Raw genomic sequence first — 21,421 nt, 5'->3', positions numbered from 1 at the left:
CTAATCCACATCCATCATCGGCCACAAGACAATGTGATCTTCTAGGTACTTTATCTTTGTCTCACATTTCACTTTATCTTGTGTTGACATCCCAGCCTGATGCATCGCCACTTTTGAACCTGTTATTAGAGGGTGCCACGAAGGTAAATCTCGGCCTAAATGCAAACGTCGGTAAGCACAGCTATCAGGAAGCCAAGTCAATTCAGCAATATTCTCTGCCGTCACCTGTGTACATAAAGGCACATAACTAACTCGTTCGGCATAGTGAGTACAGTTGCATTGTTGGTGATCTAAGAGTTTACACGCCACACTGGTGTAATAAAGTTCTTCGGTCTCATCATCAATTAACTTATTTAAACAACACTTACCACATCCATCACACAAGGATTCCCATTCATGGGGATCCATCTGAGTTAAGGATTTTTCTTTCCAAAATGACATGATTATTTTCGACAAAAAGCCACTACCTTTACTTATTTTACACTAAGAAGTAGATACAATGAAGCTTATACACCTAAGCCAGTTCAAGATGGCATTTTTCGGCTAAATGCATCCACTCTACTCCCTACTGTAGCCTATCGCACGTTTATGCTCTTCAAGTAAATCGACCACTGGCGGAGGCAATTGCAAATAATAGCCTTTATTGACTAATTCATTTTTCACTTTCTCAATATCTGCAAAACCTAAATAATCCCGCTTCATCAAGGGCAACATCATCACCAGCTCTGGTGACCCAAACATCTCAAGTAATGCAACAGGAACACGTTCAAATTCATTACGTTTTTCAACGAAAAGATAACTATCAAGCTTACATCGACTCTTATACACGGCACAGATCATATACTGTCTACTTTCCTACTATTCAACTTGCTACTAACAAGGCCACACTATAACATGTACAGCTATTAATATAATGTATATCAGTATCAAGCCTGATTATTTAATAAGAGCAAGGTAACAATGCAGACTCCAAGCCTAGAGCTAAAAGGCTCATCATTTACACTTTCAGTACTCCATATTAATCATCTTGATTTGGAGAAAGTGGCAAGTGAACTAGAGAGTAAACTGGCTATTGCACCACAATTTTTTATCGGCGCACCACTGGTTGTTAACCTCAGTCGCATTACCCAACCTGAGTATAATTTAGCAGCACTAAAAGATTTACTGACCTCCAGACAATTAGTGATCGTTGGGATAACCGAAGCCATTGACAGTATTGCAGCTCAAGCTAAAGTATTGGGATTGGCGCTTATTAAGTCAGGAAAACAGTCAAAAAATCAGCTTGTAATGCCTAATACCACTAAAATAGTGAAACAAAATGTGCGTTCTGGCCAACAAATTTATGCAAAAAATGGCGACCTTGTTATTATTGGTACTGTGGGTAATGGTGCTGAAGTGATTGCCGATGGTAGCATTCACATTTATGGTAACTTGCGAGGCAAAGCCATGGCTGGTGCTGCGGGTAATAAACATGCGGTTATTATCGCACGCACTATAGAAGCCGAACTGGTATCAGTGGCAGGACAATATTGGCTAGCCGAAAACATTGAACACGATAATACAACAAAAAGTGGCTGTATTCGCCTCGATGGTGAATCTCTTATTATGGAAGCGCTACCTCTTTAAAGACAGCAAAAAGGAAAGAATAAGACATGACACAAATAATTGTTGTCACCTCAGGTAAAGGCGGCGTGGGTAAAACCACATCAAGTGCTGCTATTGCTACAGGTTTGGCATTAAAAGGGCATAAAACTGTCGTTGTAGATTTTGATATCGGACTGCGTAACTTAGACCTTATCATGGGTTGTGAACGCAGAGTAGTCTATGACTTCGTTAATGTTATCAATGGTGAAGCCAATTTAAATCAAGCACTTATCAAAGATAAGCGTTGTCAAAATCTATTTATATTACCCGCTTCACAAACACGGGATAAAGATGCACTGACCAAAGAAGGTGTCGGTAGGGTGCTGGATAACTTAGCTAAAGATTTTGAGTTTATTATCTGTGATTCACCCGCAGGCATAGAAACTGGGGCAATGATGGCACTCTATTTCGCCGATACGGCTATTGTCACCACCAACCCTGAAGTAAGCTCAGTACGTGATTCAGATAGAATTTTAGGCATGTTGCAGAGTAAATCAAAACGCGCTGAAGAAGGCTTAGAACCGGTTAAAGAATACTTATTACTGACACGTTACTCCCCTGCCCGAGTATCCAGCGGAGAAATGTTAAGCGTAGAAGATGTTGAAGAAATCTTAGCTATTCCTTTACTTGGCGTGATCCCTGAATCTCAAGCCGTGCTAAAAGCATCAAATTCAGGTGTGCCCGTTATCATGGATCAAGAAAGTGATGCAGGCAAAGCTTACAGCGATAGCATCGACCGATTACTAGGAGAACAACTCCCTTTACGCTTTGTCACTGAGCAGAAGAAAGGTTTCTTAAAACGAATATTTGGTAGCTAATTATGTCTTTACTCGATTATTTCAAAAGCAGCAAAAAGGCTAACACAGCAGTAACGGCCAAAGAGCGCCTACAGATCATTGTCGCTCATCAGCGCGGAGAGCTCGGCGCACCTGATTATTTTCCTCAAATGAAACAAGAAATTATTGAGGTGATAAAAAAATACGCTCATATTGATCCAGAACAAGTCTCAGTGCAACTCGATCAAAGCGATAATAAACTTTCCGTACTTGAACTTAATGTCACATTACCTGAGAAGTAAGTCTCACAGGATGATGAGTATTGATTAATGATCCAAGTACTGTGCCCCGTTTTTAACAAAAATAAGGGCATAGTATTTGGATAACATCGAGTTAATCTAAATCGAAAGTGCAGCCAATGGAACTGATACTAGCCCTTTGCGCCACCCGCATAATAGCAAAGGTATCGCACCTGTTTTGTCACCCCACTGCCACTCTAAATATTCATGTATATGACGTTTAGATCCTAATAGCTCAATAGGTACATCATGTTGTTCACTTATGTCTGTTAAACATTGTTTAATCGTCTTAAATGCACTTTTATAGCCTGTTTTAAGCGCCAATATATCGATAGCTTTAGGTAGGTTATCTAAATCAGCAGTGGCTAACAAAGCAATAAGATCTTTACCATGAACACGTTTTTCTTGTTCAGTCAGCTCAATCATTTTATACAGCTCAGTGATACTCTTAGGCTGTTTTTTAGCTAATCCAATCAAAGCATGATCTTTAACCACAAATCCCACCGCTAAATCACGGGATACCGCTTTTGATAAGCGCCATGTTGCCAAAACTTTAAGGTACGCTAACTGCGTTGGGCTTAATTGAAATGCATTTTTAACACGTAAATAAGCCAAGTCTAGATCGGGAGGAGACAAGCGTCCTTGTGTCATGCGCTCCCCTTCTTCGAATACCCACTCCATTCGATTTTGCTGCTCTAATTTTTCAACCAACTGAGGATAAAGCTCAAAAAGATAATAAACATCGTTGGCCGCATAATGAAGTTGGGCCTCACTTAGGGGGCGTTTTATCCAATCAGTACGCGACTCACCTTTATCCAGAGGAATATCCAAGGTTTGCTCAACAAGCTTGGCGTAACCTAAGCCATGTCCGAAACCACATAAAGCCGCAGCAATCTGACTATCAAACAGTTTCGCCGGCTGGCACTGGCCATTATGAGCAAACACTTCTAAGTCTTCACTGCAAGAATGCAAAATTGTGGTCATGTTAGGCGCTTGCAACAAGCACCAAAATTCAGACAGATCACTGACAGCAACGGGATCGATTAAGGCTAACGTTTTACCGTCATAAGCTTGTATCAAACCAAGGCGGGCATAAAAAGTACGAGTACGCACAAATTCTGTATCCAATACCAGTAATGGACTTTTTCGGTATTGCGCTACGAGGGCAGATAAACTCTCATCGTCGTCTATATATTGAAACGCTAACACATTGCTCTCCCAGAGAATTCAACGCTATGAAAAAGAGAAAAGCTAGCATCGAAGCTAGCTTTACACCGTCAAAATGACATAACATAATGGTGTGATGTCAGCAAAAAATCAAACGGTTTTACCTTCATCCCGTAATTCTCTGCGTAAAATTTTACCGACATTCGATTTCGGTAGCTCACCTCTAAATTCTACCAGTTTAGGGACTTTATATCCCGTTAAATGCTGACGGCAATGGGCGATCAGATCCTGTTCGCCTAAAGATGTATCATTTTTAACGACAAACACTTTCACTGATTCACCCGACAACTCATTGGGTATCCCTACTGCAGCTACCTCGACCACATTTGGATGCATAGCCACCACTTCCTCCACCTCATTAGGAAAGACATTAAAACCAGAGACTAAAATCATATCTTTTTTACGATCGACAATAAAAAAATAACCTTGCTCATCCATATAGCCAATATCACCCGTGGCTAAATAACCATCGTTACCAATGACATTGGCCGTTTCTTCAGCAAGCTGCCAGTAACCTTTCATGATCTGTGGACCATTCACAAACAATTCCCCTACCTCACCTTGGGCCAACTCTTTGCCTTCATCATCACGGATCTGAATATCTGTCATTGCCACAGGAAAGCCAATCGAACCATTGTAACCGGCCAAATTATAGGGACAACATGTCACCAAAGGCGACGCTTCTGTTAATCCATAGCCTTCAAGTAATTTAGTTTGCGTGATATGTTGCCATTTATCAGCCACCGCGCGTTGCACAGCCATCCCTCCACCGATAGAGAGTTTAAGGTGAGAAAAATCCAAACGAGTAAACTCTTCAGCGTTCACCAAAGCATTAAAAAGTGTATTGACCCCTGTTAACGCGGTATAGGGATATTTTTTTAATTCTCCAATAAATGCGGGCAAATCTCTTGGATTGGTGATCAATAAGTTATTGGCCCCCTTATGCATAAAGAGTAAACAATTCACTGTCAACGCAAAAATATGGTAGAGCGGCAATGCTGTGACAACAAACTCTTTGCCATCCACCAACATGGGGGAGTATGCAGCATCAGCCTGCAACACATTGCTTACTACATTAGAATGCGTCAACATGGCACCTTTAGACACCCCAGTTGTCCCACCCGTGTATTGTAAAAAAGCCAGATCATCGCTCTCTAATGTCGGCTTTACATACTGCATGCGTCGACCTTTCTGTAAGACTTTTCGCATGGATATCGCATGAGGTAAATGATATTTTGGCACCATTTTTTTGATATACTTGACGACAAAATTCACTACAGTGCGTTTCGGTGTACCGAGCAAGTCTCCCAGACCAGTTAAGATCACATGGCTCACCCCTGTCTGCTCAACCACTTTTTCTAATGTGTGGGCAAAATTAGAAACGATCACAATCGCCTTTGCCCCAGAATCATGTAACTGGTGCTTTAATTCACGTGCAGTGTAGAGAGGGTTCACATTAACCACCACCATGCCGGCTCGTAAAGCGCCAAATAATGCAATGGGATATTGCAAGACATTTGGCATCATGATGGCGACACGATCACCTTTTTCAAGCTTAAGTTCATGTTGTAAATACGCGGCAAAAGCACGGCTACGCTCTTCCAGTTTACGGTAAGTTAATGTTGCCCCCATATTGACGAACGCTGCTTGATCGGCATATTTCGACACCGATGTCTCGAGCATGTCAACCAGCGAGTCATATTGATTAGCATCGATTTCATTAGACACATCATCGGGTAAATTATCAATCCAAACCTGTTGCACACATTTCTCCTAAATATTTCCATATTCAACGTATACAGAAACATACTTCTTGTAAAAACGGACTAAACAGCAATGCTATGCCTTAAGTTCTACCACTTAATGCCACATGTTAGCAGGACCTGCTGACTAAAGTGGCTTAGGAATACATTTATGATTCTATTAAGTTTGATTCATACACACGTTTTAATTGTGAACATCATCACACAAATACCATAGAAATCCTAGTCTCTTTTCCCCTCTATATTTGCATATCATCATGATAGAAATCGTGTAATTTGACGACCAACCCCCACTGCATTTTCCATATGCAAATGATGATCACCTTCAAGCTCTACGCAGATAAGTTGCTCAAACCAAGTCTGTGCCCTTGGCAATAATTGACTTATTTGTGAAAAGCCACTCACGCCCGTTATTAATAACGTATTACCAGCATGCTCAGTCATCAATGCATCCACCTGCTCAAATGTAAACCTTAAAGGTGAATCTAACTTCAATCTAGGATCGCTACGCCAACGAACACCGTCATCACCTTGCTGCATATTGCGCTCAACTAAGAGACGACACCACTGTTCGCCTAAACCTGTCAGTCTCATTCTGGCTTTAACGGCAAGTTCAATGGACGCATACACAGTAGGCGCAACATCTTTTTTCTTTAAATAAAGCGCATGATCCTTAAAACTATCACGTAATCTTTGACTGTGTTTAGATACTGACTCATACAGAGGGCTAATCGCTTCAATCAGCACCAGCTTGCTAACCCTTTCAGGAAAAGCTGCCACATAAGCCGACGCGACAATTCCCCCCAGTGAATGCCCAATAATAGCGACAGGTTGTTGAGCTCCAGATAAATGTTCCATTAGGAGCTCTAGATCGTATAAATAATCTATCCAATGCAGCGGATATAGACCGGGTCGATGTTCAGAGCCACCATGTCCTGGCCAATCAATCGCTAATACTTGAAACTCAGTTAATTGTTCAGCCAAAGGCGCAAAACTATTCGCATTATCTAGCCAGCCATGTAAGGCCAGCAACACAGGCTTATCCGGCTGTCCCCAAAGTCGAGCAGATAGACGAATATGTGGCAGCTGAAATTCAATCTCATTTTTTTGGGTGCTAAATTGCAGCATAGAACCTTAGTCCGTCACTTATTGAATATTTTTAATAAACTTTAATGTCATGCGATCACTTTCACCTATCGCGAGGTATTTGGCTTTGTCTACCTCTTCTAGCGCCAAACGTGGCGGTAAGCTCCAGACTCCTTCTGGATAGTCTTTAGTATCTTTGCTATTGGCATTCACATCAGACTTAGCCACTAAGGTAAACCCCACCTTTTCAGCAAGAGCAATCACCTCGGCTTCATCCATATAACCGGTTTTAGCCGTCATACCAGGGTTGGCTCTGTGCTCAACAATACCAAAAATCCCGCCAGATTTGAGCACCTTAAAAGTCGATTCAAATACAGGCTCTAAATAGCCTTTCATGGCCCAGTTATGCAAGTTTCTGAAGGTCAACACCGTATCGACACTGGCATCACTGCCCAAAGTATAATGTGTAGGAGGATCGAAGGTCACAGTCCTCGCGTTACCGACTTGAACACTATGCTCCTTAAGCCAAGCTTCAAATAGTCGCCCTGTTGTTGCTCGATAACCCTGACGTAATTTCTCATCCTCAGGTTGAGTATCGAAATTCCCCGCGATATATTGCCCCTCTTGTGCAAGATAAGGCGCTAATACTTCTGCATACCAGCCGCCACCAGGCCATAATTCAATCACTGTTTCACTGGGTTTTATATTGAAAAAGGTGAGTGTTTCTAGAGGATGACGATATTTATCACGACTGATATTTTTATCTTGCCTAAAGTCGCTACTCACTACTTGGGCTAACGTTTTCATCTCATGGTCATGATCATGAGCCCATGTATTAACACTGAATGTCGCGCTTAAGAGTAAACCACTAATAATGGATTGATAGTGCATCTTGCTTCCCTGTAAAATTGTTGGATAAGTAACAACAAACTAACAGAAAAATGATACATATTAAAGAATCGGCCATAAATGACCGAATTTAGAAGAGCCCATAAGATTTTCACAGCTCGGATACAATACATTTATCAGGGTTCGACAGAACTCAATATCATATCAGCGGCTTTTTCGGCAATCATGATCGTAGGCGCGTTGGTATTACCACTGACCAGCTTCGGCATAATGGATGCATCGACCACTCTTAATCCCTCCATCCCATACACTCTGAGTTCTTGATCGACGACAGCCATAATATCCTCCTTCGTCCCCATTTTACAGGTGCAAGCTGGGTGATATTGGGTGTCTGCGCGATTTCTAATATCTTGCTCCAACTGTTGATCGTTACCATTATCAACTTGATAAAGCATCTGTTTACGGATCCCATCAAATGGTTGTCCTTCAAGAATGTTTTGCATTTTTTTCGCACCACGCTTAATTAACGCAAAATCTTGTTCATTTTCAAAAAATTTAGGATCAATCAATAATGCATCTTCAGGATCATTGCTCCGCAGTTTGACTTCACCAATACTATCGGGACGTAATACGGTGATGTGGCAACTATAACCATGCCCTAAGTTCACATTACGGCCGTGATTATCAACAATCCCAAGTACGAACACCAGCTGTGCATCTGGGGCAACTAGATTATCTTGTGTGCTAAAAAATGCACCTGATTCCGCTAATGTACTGGTTATTTTTCCAGTACGTTTATTTTTCCACTCAAACATCGATTTTAACATATCGATCCCGCCTTTAGGTGAAACCCCAAACGTATCTTCGTTACTTGAGACTTTGTATGTTTGCACATAATCAATATGATCTTGTAAATTTTGGCCAACTCCAGGTAAATCATGGATCACATCAATGCCATTTTCACTAAGATGCGCTTTCGGCCCAACACCTGACAACATTAATACTTGTGGTGATCCAAACGCCCCACTGCTTAGAATGACTTCTTTGTTACAAAAAATATCGACTGATTGATTGTCTTTTTTATAACGAACCCCAACGGCTTTTTTTCCATCAAACAATACTTTTTCAGTTAATGCGTGCGTAATAACGGTTAAATTTGAGCGCGCTCGGTTAGGCGTAAGGTAGGCTTTTGCTGCACTACAGCGTTCACCGTCTTTCACTGTACGCTGATACATAAAAGCCCCTTCCTGCTCAGCACCGTTATAATCTTCATTTAGTATTAAGCCATGTAACTTGCAAGACTCGATAAATAGGTGATTAAGATCACTGGCATTAGTCGCATTTGAAACATTTAATGGCCCATCCACACCATGGAACTCATTAGTATGATATTCGTTACATTCTGCTTTTTTAAAGTAGGGCAAGACTGCATCATAACTCCACCCCTTATTACCTAGTGCCGCCCAATTATCGTAATCCCACTGATTACCACGTACATACAACATGGCATTGGTTGATGAACTCCCCCCTAAGGTTTTTCCTCTTGGCTGATAACCTTTTCGGCCATTGAGTCCCTGTTGTGGAATGGTCTCAAAAGCCCAGTTATTTATCTTGGTTGGCATCATCGCAGCAACGCCGACAGGTGCATGAATAAACACACTATCATCCGGGCCCCCCGCTTCTAAAAGACAAACTGAAATCTCAGAATTTTCAGATAAACGTGATGCTAAAACACAACCAGCAGAGCCAGCCCCAACAATGATATAATCGAACATTTAACTCACCTCTACATAATAAATGATGCTAGTGGCCAAACTTGTGGCCACCGTTTTATACGTAATGTTTATCAGTGATCAACAAGTCCCTCTCTGACTCATTCCTGTTAAAATGAAGAGAAGTACTCAATAAAATCGTTATCGCAGCCATATTCTCATAGACTCAAATTGGCTTTTTAAGGCGAAGACAGAATGAAAAACAACATCATAAAATCTATTCCTTTTCGTCAAACAAGTCCATAACGGCAGTTGTACAGGTCAATAATTAGCCATCGAAACACATCAACTGCCTTTAAAAGTTAATTCTATGAGGTTTTTGTGAGTTTTTTTGATGATAAATCCGCGTAAAGAAACAAATCGTCAAATGATTTACGCTAAAGATCAACTTAAATGAAAACTGGCATAGCGGCTATACGGATCGTCTTACTCAATCGATTGAATCGCGATCTTCCCCAATGAATTCACTATTAGGTTCTTAAAGCAGTATTTTTTATCATACGGTAAGTAGGTAGGTAACGGTTTAATACGATTGGCCAATCAAAATTGACGACTTCATTGCGGCTCGATCAACGCGGCGCCAACACAGAAAAATCATCCAAGCGCTTATTGCTAACCACATGAACACCCAAACCCAAGCAGGGATCCACGTTTGCGACGCTAACATAGAGGCATCACCTTGGCCACTAAGTCCTAATAATACCATCGGACTGGCCAATGCGTTGAGCATAATCATCAAGGCCATCACTCTTAGTCCACTGCCCATAAAATGGTTTTTATTGAGTTTAAGTGGCAATAAAAACAGCACAGCTAAACACGCTAAAATGGCAATAGTCAATAAATCCCGTCCCCACAATAATGTGGTTAACACCACAGCAAAACCAAGGCAAGCAAAGCTAACACGTATCCCCCTTGGCCAAGTGGCTAAGACAAAAATCAAATACCCCCAAAGTGCCGCCCCAAAATAGCCACTAAATCCGATCGCAACAGGCCAACCACCTTGGGTAAAACACAAACCAGCACCATTAGGGAAAAGCTGAATATGACTGACACTTCCTCCGGTTAATAGGCTTGCCAAACCATGAGAAAGCTCATGAAAGTAACTTTCTAGCCATTTAAAGGGCACACTGATAAACGGCAGTCGAGTCATCATAAAAGCACACATGATTTCGAAAAAGAACCGTCCTCTCGACGGTGCACCAGTACCGGATAACTTATCACCTTCAAGGACACTAAGCGACTCATTATGCATAGGTTGATTATGCATAAGTGTCGATACCCACCATCTGCTGGATCTGTTCACGAGCGGCGGCATTTTCATTCGCAAGGTATTCACCCACTGCGCCTTCACTGCCCTGTAACGATTGTTCATACTCAAGTTTAGCGCCTAAACGAGCGCTTAACAGCTCTGCTGTCATTGACTCAGTGCTCAGCATTTTAGTTGGCAAATGAGCCTCATCACCATTAACCGTCATCGACTCAAAGTGACTGTTTTCTAATCCTTGGCTTTTCTTACCATGTTCAAGCTGATGGATAGCATCAACAGCAGAATGCGGGGCTACATGAACTTTAGTCGCACTAACATTAGGTGCACTTGATGAATAGCTCTGAGGGGGACTCAATACCGTAGGTTGAATTTGCATATACCGTCCTTCATCAGGTTAACTGCCAATACTACAACCTAGTATACTAGAATGCTTACTCTCGGCCTGGCAGCTTTTTCCAGGTGACAGTATCACGCACATACACAGGTGCTAAGTCATCAACTGATGTACATAGACCTTGAGTATAACCCTGTTTAGCGAGACTCAACATAGATTTGGCATCAGGAAACTGTATTTCTTGGCTTAACGTGATGTGCTCACTTAGCTCAAGTAACTGAGGATAAGTATCAAATCCGGTACCACAAGCAATAATGGGTAAATTTGCGTCTAATGATAAGGTCACCAAATCTGGCAAAATCACCATTTCCTCACCCACTAAATGTGCTAAGCCATCTTTGATAATAAATTGGCCCCAGTAAACCTCACCCATTCGCGCATCAATCGCACTAATGATCTGCACGGCCCCTTGATGATCAAACACAGTTTGGGCCATTGTTTGCAATGCAGAAATGCCGAACACCGGGATATCTTGGCCTAATGCTAACCCTTGGGTCATGCTAGTGCAGATCCGAATGCCAGTAAAACTGCCCGGGCCGCGTCCATAAGCGATAAGATCGACATCCGCTAATTGAATCTTGGCTTGAGACAACACACTGTCGACCATAGGCAATATACGCTGACTATGCTCACGAGGCACAATCGCTAATGCTGAATACACCTGACCATTCACGCTTAAAGCTGCCGAACAAGATTCTGTGCACGTGTCTAATGAGAGTACGGTGAGTGCATCGGCTTTTTTCTGTATATCTGTCATTTAATACCACAAACAATAAGGCTAATATCACACCTCGCCACATCACAGTAGCAAGACGACATCTAAAACGTCTGTCAACAACACAGCGGCCATCAACTCATGGGGTATTATAACCTAAGAATTATACTGGAAAAAATGGGTGACTCGATTAAATTTTAAAAAAACAACATCAACCATAGGCAACCCAGCCATTAAATCACTATCAAGCCCTAATTTAACTGTCTTTTAATTCATTTAAATTAGGGTTGCTGCACAATAATAGCTTGGATATTCTCTAGTTAGCTTTAATTATTTATCACATATAGGATCAAGCACATAATTTGTTTGTTCAAATTCTTGCCATGCACCAGTAGCTGCACCATCGATTAATAAAATAGACACGATTCCATAATCAATGAATATACCTAACAATGTTGTCGGATCAAACGCTTTTTCAGGTTTAAGGCTATTAGACTGGCAACCTTCTTTCTCTACACGAAGTACATAATTATCTTTTTTCTTAAAGGTGTAAGTCGCGCTATCTTGCCCCATATACTGTTCATTAACATACAACTTAGCCCCTTCTTCGTTAGTTCTAATGTTAACGGTTTGTGTCGTCCCGTTAAACATTGATGAACAACCTGAAATAAACGTAGTTGCCAATAACGTGCTAATCATTAAAGTTTTTTTCATTTTCTTACCTTTTATATTTTATATTTTATATTTTATATTTTATTAAAAAAATAACGCTTAATTAAAATCGCTACAATTGACCGATAACAATACGCAACGAAATGCATAACGAAGGGTTGCAGGTCGATACTGACAATGTTAAGTATCAAACGCCCCAGAGCTCAGATCACAATGAACTGCATTTTATTTATTGATATCAAAAGATTGTGATTAAAAAAAACACATAACCTACTGACTCATCTTATTTATACAGTGTTAGGAACACCTAAATGTCACGCTTAATCAGATATTAATTAACATTGGAATATTGAGCCGCCCACTTGTCTCATTTAGCATTTTCAAATCAATACATCTATATACCAAAACAACATAAAGAATAAAAACAGCGCGCAAGATACACTAAAAAACAGAAAAAGCAAAACGAATACCAACAAATATGGCACTTTTTTACTATTGCAATTTACAATTGAAACCAATTAGGAAGAGGTTCAGTTAATAAAACCTTTGCAGCAGGAGGCGGGGACGAGTTAACCAACCCTAAAAATTAACATTACACACTATTTAATAACGACCGTTATTTGGGTCAATTATGGCTAAATAAAAACATACATTAAGATTGGTTATTGCTTTGATAGTAGAGTTTAAAAAGCAGAAACGGGCTATAGAACCCTGGAACCTATGATTTTTGAGCTTCATATGCTAATAGCAGACTTAACGCTGATTTTTCATACGTTGAGCCTGACTCTATTTTAAACCATTTGGAAGAACCACAATTTTCAGAATTGATCATCTTTTCATTAATACGAAAATGAATCCCAGTATTCATGTTGACGATAACGTCTTTAATTGTCACATTGGTATAATTTTGAGCAGCTGAGGCGTTAGTTGCTATAAAAACTGCTAATAATAACACCGCTTTAATGCTAGTTTGCATAATATTCCTTAGTTACATTCATGGTAAAGCAAGCCATTACAGACCTTTGAGAGCCAGCACAAACAAAGCCCAATCATGACGCTATTTTATCAACCTAACCTGACTACCTAAATCACAACTACTGTTAGCATAAGCCCCTTGAATAGAGACTCGCTGATCAGCAAAGTAAGCAGCTGTTAACATTGAAAAGCTTCTATTTAATGATTCTGCTGAATTCACATTTGTCTGAAATTTAATATATTTTCCAGCACACTGTCCAGAACCGGAAATCTTAACCCTAAAAGACGTATCTTTAGTGGTATTAGCAGATCCGACAACTGTAGACACCGAGGATAACTCAAGGACTTTCCCACCATCAGACAGCGCAGCTAGCACACTGCCCGAAAAAAGTATCCCGACGATCACAGTTAGTGTTTTTTTCATTTTTTATACCCCCTTTTTTTGTTCACAAAATTCCGTAAATCAATTAAGAGAATGATTATTCAATTGACAATATAATAACTATCCATGTCACAGTGACTCACTTTCCCTTTGACACTTAACACGAACAGAGCTAATCATGACGCTAGGCGCAATGATTGTGTTTGCTGCTTTCTCTTTTCTCTTTGTTAAGGGACCCTTATTTACTGATATTTAGCATCAATTAATTGTGGCTAGCACTGTTAATCTGATGCATTAATTCTCGGTGACCAAGATGTTAATTTTTCTGCAAAATTATCACCAAAATGAGGCAGTTGGCCAGTTTTCGGTACTTGGTAATTGGGCAGTTCTTCATTGGGGAAAATACGGTCCCAGATTTGCACTTTAACCAACAGCTTTAACATGTCAGCATGGTAAAATTCATCCCAGACGGTAAACAAGGTAAACTCATCGCTGAAATATTCTTCCCAGTTACGTATGGCAATATCACTAAAGCCATAATCATTATCGTATTGTCGACCGGATTTATCTTGGTTCAATGCCTGCCAAAAACTGGCATCGCGATCATAGGCGGCGATGATTTCCAGTTTCAATTGACGGATATCGACATTAATATATTTTGAATCAAGTGCAGCATACATTTCCTCAACATACTCGGTTAAAATGCCATAACGCAATGTATTAATGTCAGCACTCGCATCACCATAGTGTCCATTAGGTGCCATATAATTACCTAACGTTAGTGTAAAATGAACTAAGTCTTCAGTCATCAGTCTAGCCTTTTGGTTTGCTTGGAAACATGGTCGTTATAAACCATTCACCTCGTGTCTTATTATATGCGTAACGTGCGGTCACTTGCGTCAAAGACGGCACAAACTCTATTTTTCCTTGTGAGTTTTATTATGGCACCGTTATTATTTGATGCTTTATATTGCTCCATTTCTTTTAACTTGAACCAAGTTTATAGTACAGTAATTTCCCGATACATCTTGAGTGTAAAATAACCTAACATCCAAATTAGCGGTTAAAGCTGCAAGTAAAATAGAAAGACTTGATTTATAATCGCCACTATCATCTCTAACAAGCTTAAAATCACCATAACCATAAACATCAGGTTTATGGCATTTATATTGATTTAAATTATTTGTTCGTATATAAATATTGTTATCGTTTGGAGCTGTGAACGAAGAAATAGAATCAATTTTCAAGTCATCGGACCAATAGCTACCAGCATTCGCTATTATAGGAGTAAAGATTAAAGATAGAGTTAAAGTTAAATGTTTGAATTTCACACAAGCCTCTTGATTTAAATGATTGATTTTTTGGATATAAAGCCACATTAATAGCTAGCTAAAATAACATGGGAAATTATTTTAGTCGCAATTCATGCTGTTATTTTTTTGATTAGCTCTTATTTCTCATCAACCTCCTTATATTTAACGACTTCCCTTTGACACTTAACGCGAACAGAGCTAATCATGACGCTAGGCGCCATGATTATGTTTGCTGTTTGCTTTTTATTAAGAGACTCTTATTTACTGATATTTAGCATCAATTAATTATAGGTGGCACCGTTAATCCTGTTCATAGATGTCATATGATGCAGTTAATTCAAGGCTAATTAAATGTTCTCACCAAGTATGCTGATACTTTATAGTTAGTCAAGCTGCAATCATAAGCATTATCAGAATAAGCTACCACCACCTCTTTTCCTGACATTTGAGCCGCCAAAAGAGCTGAATACCTTTCTCTCGTTCCGGGTTCACTTAAAGAACCTAACCTTCTCCAAAGTTTGCCATTGACATCTTGGCTATACAAAACATGATTACTTTCGATTTGTAGATGTACTATTTTGTCTTTCGGACACGATGTTCTGGCATAACTACTACTTGCGACCAACAAGCTTAAAAGAGACACTAATTTTACAAGCTTCACTAATTTCATTCAATACTCCATATTATATTATTGTTAACCTTCTCGATTTGGCGACTGCCACATCGATATTTTCGCTAGGGCAGAGGTTTATTCTCACTATATTCCAAACAAGGACATCTAAAAATTGCTACTAGAAAACCAATAAGCGGTATAAATGCTACCTACCAATAGTGGTAGGTGTCGCAGCTCATTGCTGTTATTTTTTTCCTGTTATTTACGTCTTATGACTCTCTCATCAAGCTCCTTATATTTAACGACTTCCCTTTGACACTTAACACGAACAGAGCTAATCATGACGCTAGGCGCCATGATTATGTTTGCTGCTTTCTCTTTTCTCTTTGTTAAGGGATCCTTATTTACTGATATTTAACATCAATGCTATTCATCACTGGCATTTAAGAAACTGACATCAAATGCTTGTAGCTCTGCTTGGTAAAAATATTCGGGAATATAGTCACATTCAAAGCCCAAGGTGTAGCCACGGTGTTTATAGGCTACGCGCGCCAGTGCGGTGAGTGGCAGCGACAGTGGGCCGTCATCTTTACCGGCAAGCTGTTCTTGTGGCCAAAACTCAGCATGGGATTGCGCCGCATTGTACATGGTCTCACGGTACAACTGCTCGTCGGCGCCGCCAAATATTTTTAACATCACATCTATGGTCGGCAAGGCGATGTAAGTCATAAACTCATTTAATCCCGCACTGATCTTATCTGGGGTGGTCTCATCGACAAATTCTTGGATTTTGGCTTGCACATCAAGATCTTTTAGCTTTAAAAAACCGGCGATGATCTCAAAATATAGGTATTGTGCGGGCGTTTTCCACTTTACATTGGGGTGGTCTTGCACTTCGACTAAATAATCTAGATCATCATCTTGTTCGCACAGCAAAGAGATCCACAAGTAACTGGAGTAATCGGCGCAATCGATTGCTCGATAATCGCTGTCACGATAACCAAAACGGATCCCCCCTTGGGGCAATACCACCTCTATTTGCTCGTTGTCAGCTAACAAACGATACTCCACCGACTTCAGCGCATAATACTGAAACGCTTGCAGCAAACGTAAGCCCTGCGCCGGTAGCTGGGCGCCATTATTGGCTTTAATGGCTAAACTCCAACAACGCTCAGCAATCGATTTTAATGTAGTAAACTGTTTAGCATAATTGATCGTTAATATCTTATTGAGTCTTGCCAGCTCATTTTTATAGACAAAATCGACACCCTTGGTGTGCGCTAAATGAAACGCAATGGGGGCAGTTAAATCAATTTTATTCATGTTTATACTCATCTTTATTCATCATTGATTATTCACAATGGCTATTAATCAAAAAACTTGACGGCAGCGGTGGATAAATTACCTTGTTGGTCAAACTTTTGCTCTATGCCGATGTACTTAACCGCATCAACTTCCTCAATTTTCCCAAGGGTATCACCTAAGGAGTCTACCTTGTCCCGTTGCGCCTTGGGCATGGTACCATTAATGTAATCATCTCGACCTGTATATTGTTTATGTTTGTCCTGCATAAAGCACAGCATCTAGTGCCACCCATTATTATGCCATTTTATAGGTTGAACGTGGCTGAGTTTGGCTTGGCCAAATAATCAGCTTACATTACTGCTACACACAGACCACAAAAGCAGCTTGATGTGTCAATCCGTCACTCATTACAAAAATATCGACTATTTTACCTTTAAGCAGGCAACAAACATGCCGAAAAAATGTTCGGTTTGGGTTTATACATTATGGTTATGTGGCTAAACGCTTTTACTAAGCACTATCCAACCATCGTCGACAATTAGCTGCACCTTGCCTTCGCTTACGCTCTAAATGTTAGCAATACACATCAAGTTCTTCTAGCGTTCCCACAGGTCCTTTAAATAGACGACTAAAATCACTCGTGAGTTTTATCCAGTTTTCTTGAGGAATATTTAACCTTTCAAGTAGTTGCATCGAAGACTGACTTATTACGCCACGTTTATCATCTCGAATAACCCTACCTGTATCATCAACCAATTGCAGATAATCCTTGGCATTAAACATTAGGCCTTTGGGCATATCTTTTCGTTCGGTCCCTACAAATGGCAGTAAAGCAATTTATTATGGGTGGCACCGTTAATCTTCCTTTACTTAAATAGCAGACTCTATTATTTTAATATTTTCTTCTGATACATTGATAATATCAACATTAGAAAGGAAGTCTTCAGCATCAATACCAAATATAACATTGTTGTTATTAATAAAACGAACAGGTTTTTTTCCATCAACAATTGAAACTGAGATAAAGTTTTGGCCAAGAATGAGATCAAGCTCTACATTAAACTCATCAATAAAGTTATTAGCAAACTCATCAGAATAGCTGTCTTTTACCCAGTTAGACAAATCAAATATAGGTAGCCCTACACTCTCTGACACACTAACAACATAGGCGTAACTAACTTTACGAATATTCTCTGTTCTTATACTTGTCAAAGTCACACTTTGTACTACACCTGAGTTCTTGTTCAGCCCAATTTCCATTAATGATAAACTACCATCACCAACTCTCCAATAAAGAGGAGGTGATAACGAGTCGCATTCAAATTCAGCAGTAAATGGAATATATTCATCAAATTCAATTGATAATGCTACACAATTCATTTCGTCTTTAATTTTTAACATTATTTATATAGCGCATGCTTAATTACTGGCAACGCATCCCCCATTTTTCCGGCACCAAACACAATCTCCCAACGCCCAGTCTGAATCATTTCTCCGCTCTTATCACGACCATCTAGCGACCATCTAGTGCCACCCATTATTACGACTCGATTAAATTTTAAAAAACAACATCAACCATAGGCAACCCAGCCATTAAATCACTATCAAGCCCTAATTTAACTGTCTTTTAATTCATTTAAATTAGGGTTGCTGCACAATAATAGCTTGGATATTCTCTAGTTAGCTTTAATTATTTATCACATATAGGATCAAGCACATAATTTGTTTGTTCAAATTCTTGCCATACACCAGTAGCTGCACCATCGATTAATAAAATAGACACGATTCCATAATCAATAAATAGAATCCAACTTAGGGTATCCTCCGGTGCAACCGTTAACATTTATGATCACTGGTTTATTTTGAGCTTCATATGCTAATAGCAGACTTAACGCTGATTTTTCATACGTTGAGCCTGACTCTATTTTAAACCATTTGGAAGAACCACAATTTTCAGAATTGATCATCTTTTCATTAATACGAAAATGAATCCCAGTATTCATGTTGACGATAACGTCTTTAATTGTCACATTGGTATAATTTTGAGCAGCTGAGGCGTTAGTTGCTATAAAAACTGCTAATAATAACACCGCTTTAATGCTAGTTTGCATAATATTCCTTAGTTACATTCATGGTAAAGCAAGCCATTACAGACCTTTGAGAGCCAGCACAAACAAAGCCCAATCATGACGCTATTTTATCAACCTAACCTGACTACCTAAATCACAACTACTGTTAGCATAAGCCCCTTGAATAGAGACTCGCTGATCAGCAAAGTAAGCAGCTGTTAACATTGAAAAGCTTCTATTTAATGATTCTGCTGAATTCACATTTGTCTGAAATTTAATATATTTTCCAGCACACTGTCCAGAACCGGAAATCTTAACCCTAAAAGACGTATCTTTAGTGGTATTAGCAGATCCGACAACTGTAGACACCGAGGATAACTCAAGGACTTTCCCACCATCAGACAGCGCAGCTAGCACACTGCCCGAAAAAAGTATCCCGACGATCACAGTTAGTGTTTTTTTCATTTTTTATACCCCCTTTTTTTGTTCACAAAATTCCGTAAATCAATTAAGAGAATGATTATTCAATTGACAATATAATAACTATCCATGTCACAGTGACTCACTTTCCCTTTGACACTTAACACGAACAGAGCCAATCATGACGCTAGGCACCATAATTATGTTTGCTTTTTATTAAGAGACTCTTATTTACTGATATTTAGCATCAATTTATTATAGGTGGCACCGTTAATCGGTGAGTATTACTGTTTGTCCAACGTGACATACACAATTTTACACCCCTTAGACTTCTCATCAGTGCGAATGTACACCCTTTTATTAGCCATTTGCGCTGCCAATAAGGTTGAATAAATGATATCAGCCGCTGGCTCACTGTGGTTTAAAGTGGCGTACTTACCTTCAGCCGCTTCACAAGACATTAAGGTTTCATCACCAGAGGTACCAATCAAAATCTGACCTGACACGTAAGTATAAAGCCTCTCGACATAGACACCTGTGCAGCCAATACTCATGCATGCCGCATAAGCTGAGCCTGTGAGCAGTAAAGCTGCGGTTCCAACCGCGAGGTTTAACATCGATTTTGATATTATTTTTAACATTGTTTTTGCCTTTTTATTTATTTTATTCCAAACAAGGACATCTAAAAAATTGCTACTAGAAAACCAGTAAGCCGTATACATGCTACCTACCAATAGTGGTAGCTGTCGCAATTCATGCTGTTATTTTTTTCCTGTTATTTACGTCTTATTACTCTCTCATCAAGCTCCCTATATTTAACGACTTCCCTTTGACACTTAACACTTAACGCGAACAGAGCTAATCATGACGCTAGGCGCCATGATTGTATTTGCTGCTTTCTCTTTTCTCTTTGTTAAGGGATCCTTATTTACTGATATTTAACATCAATGCTATTCATCACTGGCATTTAAGAAACTGACATCAAATGCTTGTAGCTCAGCTTGGTAAAAATATTCGGGAATATAGTCACATTCAAAGCCCAAGGTGTAGCCAAAGTGTTTATAGGCTACGCGCGCCAGTGCGGTGAGTGGCAGCGACAGTGGGCCGTCATCTTTACCGGCAAGCTGTTCTTGTGGCCAAAACTCAGCATGGGATTGCGCCGCATTGTACATGGTCTCACGGTACAACTGCTCGTCGGCGCCGCCAAATATTTTTAACATCACATCTATGGTCGGCAAGGCGATGTAAGTCATAAACTCATTTAATCCAGCACAGATCTTATCTTCCGTTGTCTCATCGACAAATTCTTGAATTTTGGCCTGTACATCAACATTTTTTAGCTTTAAAAAACCGGCGATGATCTCAAAATATAGGTATTGTGCGGGCGTTCTCCACTTTACATTGGCGTGATCTTGCACTTCGACTAAATAGTCTAGGTCATCATCTTGTTCGCACAGTAAAGAGATCCACAAATAAACGGAGTAATCGGCGCAATCGATTGCTCGATAATCGCTGTCACGATAGCCAAAACGGATCCCCCCTTGGGGCAATACCACCTCTATTTGCTCATTGTCGGCTAACAAACGATACTCCACCGATTTCAGCGCGTAATACTGAAACGCTTGCAGCAAACGTAAGCCCTGCGCCGGTAGCTGGGCGCCGTGATTGGCTTCAATGGCCAAAAACCAGCAGCGCTCAGCAATCGACTTTAATGGAGTAAACTGTTTGGTATAATTGATCGTTAATATCTTATTGAGTCTTGCCAGCTCATTTTTATAAACAAAATCGATGCCCTTGGTGCTCGCCAAATGAAACGGGATCGGGATGGTTAGATCAATTTTATTCATGCTCATGTTTACACTCATCTCTATTCATCATTG

Annotated in this window: 27 protein-coding genes and 1 pseudogene; 3 read left to right on the top strand and 25 right to left on the bottom strand. The window is 40.0% G+C overall.

What is annotated here, in order from left to right; genetic code table 11:
- Together HQQ94_RS11460 and HQQ94_RS11455 are read right to left on the bottom strand one after the other, a co-directional pair.
- Positions 1-441: a YcgN family cysteine cluster protein gene (locus tag HQQ94_RS11460; RefSeq protein WP_173296621.1), complete on the bottom strand. Its 441-nt coding sequence runs from the start codon at positions 439-441 to the stop codon at positions 1-3.
- A 117-nt stretch (positions 442-558) separates the two neighbouring features.
- A complete protein-coding gene (locus tag HQQ94_RS11455) occupies positions 559-840 on the bottom strand; it encodes a YcgL domain-containing protein (protein WP_173294546.1) in 282 nt (93 codons plus the stop codon).
- Between the two features lie 120 nt (positions 841-960).
- On the opposite strand from HQQ94_RS11455, the gene minC reads away from it, so the two are divergent.
- The 3 genes from minC to minE are packed head-to-tail and all read left to right on the top strand — an operon-like array spanning position 961 to position 2,722.
- Positions 961-1,626 carry a septum site-determining protein MinC gene (gene minC / locus HQQ94_RS11450; protein ID WP_173294545.1) on the top strand — a complete coding sequence of 222 codons (666 nt, stop codon included), beginning with the start codon at positions 961-963 and terminating at the stop codon, positions 1,624-1,626.
- Positions 1,627-1,652: 26 nt separating this feature from the next.
- A complete protein-coding gene (minD, locus tag HQQ94_RS11445; protein ID WP_173294544.1) occupies positions 1,653-2,462 on the top strand; it encodes a septum site-determining protein MinD in 810 nt (269 codons plus the stop codon).
- Positions 2,463-2,464: 2 nt separating this feature from the next.
- Entirely contained in the window at positions 2,465-2,722 is a 258-nt protein-coding gene (minE, locus tag HQQ94_RS11440; RefSeq protein ID WP_173294543.1) for a cell division topological specificity factor MinE, read from the top strand.
- A gap of 96 nt (positions 2,723-2,818) precedes the next feature.
- Here the strand turns inward: minE and rnd are convergent, their stop codons facing one another.
- The 23 genes and pseudogenes from rnd to HQQ94_RS11325 form a co-directional block, all read right to left on the bottom strand.
- The gene (gene rnd / locus HQQ94_RS11435; protein WP_173294542.1) at positions 2,819-3,928 is read right to left on the bottom strand and encodes a ribonuclease D; all 1,110 of its coding nucleotides are present in this window, start codon (positions 3,926-3,928) and stop codon (positions 2,819-2,821) included.
- 108 nt (positions 3,929-4,036) lie between these two features.
- Positions 4,037-5,710: a long-chain-fatty-acid--CoA ligase FadD gene (gene fadD, locus HQQ94_RS11430; RefSeq protein ID WP_173294541.1), complete on the bottom strand. Its 1,674-nt coding sequence runs from the start codon at positions 5,708-5,710 to the stop codon at positions 4,037-4,039.
- A gap of 254 nt (positions 5,711-5,964) precedes the next feature.
- Positions 5,965-6,837: an alpha/beta fold hydrolase gene (locus tag HQQ94_RS11425; RefSeq protein WP_173294540.1), complete on the bottom strand. Its 873-nt coding sequence runs from the start codon at positions 6,835-6,837 to the stop codon at positions 5,965-5,967.
- Positions 6,838-6,855: 18 nt separating this feature from the next.
- The gene (locus HQQ94_RS11420) at positions 6,856-7,686 is read right to left on the bottom strand and encodes a class I SAM-dependent methyltransferase (protein WP_173294539.1); all 831 of its coding nucleotides are present in this window, start codon (positions 7,684-7,686) and stop codon (positions 6,856-6,858) included.
- A 134-nt stretch (positions 7,687-7,820) separates the two neighbouring features.
- On the bottom strand, positions 7,821-9,419 hold the full coding sequence (locus tag HQQ94_RS11415) for a GMC family oxidoreductase (RefSeq protein ID WP_173294538.1): 1,599 nt from the start codon (positions 9,417-9,419) through the stop codon (positions 7,821-7,823).
- Between the two features lie 520 nt (positions 9,420-9,939).
- Complete coding sequence (locus tag HQQ94_RS11410; RefSeq protein ID WP_173296619.1) at positions 9,940-10,668, bottom strand: M50 family metallopeptidase; 729 nt, start codon at positions 10,666-10,668, stop codon at positions 9,940-9,942.
- Positions 10,669-10,675: 7 nt separating this feature from the next.
- Complete coding sequence (locus tag HQQ94_RS11405; RefSeq protein ID WP_217274030.1) at positions 10,676-11,059, bottom strand: hypothetical protein; 384 nt, start codon at positions 11,057-11,059, stop codon at positions 10,676-10,678.
- Between the two features lie 55 nt (positions 11,060-11,114).
- Entirely contained in the window at positions 11,115-11,834 is a 720-nt protein-coding gene (tsaB, locus tag HQQ94_RS11400; protein WP_173294537.1) for a tRNA (adenosine(37)-N6)-threonylcarbamoyltransferase complex dimerization subunit type 1 TsaB, read from the bottom strand.
- Between the two features lie 288 nt (positions 11,835-12,122).
- Complete coding sequence (locus tag HQQ94_RS11395) at positions 12,123-12,506, bottom strand: PEGA domain-containing protein (RefSeq protein WP_173294536.1); 384 nt, start codon at positions 12,504-12,506, stop codon at positions 12,123-12,125.
- A 676-nt stretch (positions 12,507-13,182) separates the two neighbouring features.
- The gene (locus HQQ94_RS11390; protein ID WP_173294535.1) at positions 13,183-13,440 is read right to left on the bottom strand and encodes a hypothetical protein; all 258 of its coding nucleotides are present in this window, start codon (positions 13,438-13,440) and stop codon (positions 13,183-13,185) included.
- 81 nt (positions 13,441-13,521) lie between these two features.
- The gene (locus HQQ94_RS11385; RefSeq protein WP_173294526.1) at positions 13,522-13,863 is read right to left on the bottom strand and encodes a DUF5992 family protein; all 342 of its coding nucleotides are present in this window, start codon (positions 13,861-13,863) and stop codon (positions 13,522-13,524) included.
- A gap of 239 nt (positions 13,864-14,102) precedes the next feature.
- Positions 14,103-14,630 carry a hypothetical protein gene (locus HQQ94_RS11380; protein ID WP_173294534.1) on the bottom strand — a complete coding sequence of 176 codons (528 nt, stop codon included), beginning with the start codon at positions 14,628-14,630 and terminating at the stop codon, positions 14,103-14,105.
- Between the two features lie 156 nt (positions 14,631-14,786).
- On the bottom strand, positions 14,787-15,152 hold the full coding sequence (locus HQQ94_RS11375; RefSeq protein ID WP_173294533.1) for a hypothetical protein: 366 nt from the start codon (positions 15,150-15,152) through the stop codon (positions 14,787-14,789).
- A gap of 325 nt (positions 15,153-15,477) precedes the next feature.
- Positions 15,478-15,804 (bottom strand): hypothetical protein, encoded by a 327-nt coding sequence (locus HQQ94_RS11370; RefSeq protein ID WP_173294532.1) that lies wholly within the window; start codon positions 15,802-15,804, stop codon positions 15,478-15,480.
- Positions 15,805-16,173: 369 nt separating this feature from the next.
- Positions 16,174-17,070: an Imm49 family immunity protein gene (locus HQQ94_RS11365; protein WP_173294531.1), complete on the bottom strand. Its 897-nt coding sequence runs from the start codon at positions 17,068-17,070 to the stop codon at positions 16,174-16,176.
- Positions 17,071-17,114: 44 nt separating this feature from the next.
- Positions 17,115-17,330 carry a hypothetical protein gene (locus tag HQQ94_RS11360; RefSeq protein ID WP_173294530.1) on the bottom strand — a complete coding sequence of 72 codons (216 nt, stop codon included), beginning with the start codon at positions 17,328-17,330 and terminating at the stop codon, positions 17,115-17,117.
- 232 nt (positions 17,331-17,562) lie between these two features.
- Positions 17,563-17,886 (bottom strand): annotated as a pseudogene (locus HQQ94_RS11355) (transposase); the annotation flags it as partial.
- A 36-nt stretch (positions 17,887-17,922) separates the two neighbouring features.
- Positions 17,923-18,453, bottom strand: a complete 531-nt coding sequence (locus HQQ94_RS11350) for a hypothetical protein (RefSeq protein ID WP_173294529.1) — start codon at positions 18,451-18,453, stop codon at positions 17,923-17,925.
- Positions 18,453-18,590: a hypothetical protein gene (locus HQQ94_RS11345; RefSeq protein ID WP_173294528.1), complete on the bottom strand. Its 138-nt coding sequence runs from the start codon at positions 18,588-18,590 to the stop codon at positions 18,453-18,455. Before HQQ94_RS11345 ends, HQQ94_RS11350 begins: the two co-directional genes overlap by 1 nt.
- Before the next feature lie 255 nt (positions 18,591-18,845).
- Positions 18,846-19,163 (bottom strand): hypothetical protein, encoded by a 318-nt coding sequence (locus HQQ94_RS11340; RefSeq protein WP_173294527.1) that lies wholly within the window; start codon positions 19,161-19,163, stop codon positions 18,846-18,848.
- 81 nt (positions 19,164-19,244) lie between these two features.
- Entirely contained in the window at positions 19,245-19,586 is a 342-nt protein-coding gene (locus HQQ94_RS11335) for a DUF5992 family protein (RefSeq protein ID WP_173294526.1), read from the bottom strand.
- A gap of 239 nt (positions 19,587-19,825) precedes the next feature.
- Positions 19,826-20,182, bottom strand: a complete 357-nt coding sequence (locus HQQ94_RS11330; RefSeq protein ID WP_173294525.1) for a hypothetical protein — start codon at positions 20,180-20,182, stop codon at positions 19,826-19,828.
- A gap of 309 nt (positions 20,183-20,491) precedes the next feature.
- Entirely contained in the window at positions 20,492-21,394 is a 903-nt protein-coding gene (locus HQQ94_RS11325; protein ID WP_173294524.1) for an Imm49 family immunity protein, read from the bottom strand.
- Between the last annotated feature and the right edge of the window lie 27 nt (positions 21,395-21,421).

It is taken from the genome of Shewanella sp. VB17 (genome assembly GCF_013248905.1).
GTDB lineage: Bacteria > Pseudomonadota > Gammaproteobacteria > Enterobacterales > Shewanellaceae > Shewanella.
This window is presented reverse-complemented; position numbering and strand designations above follow the sequence as displayed.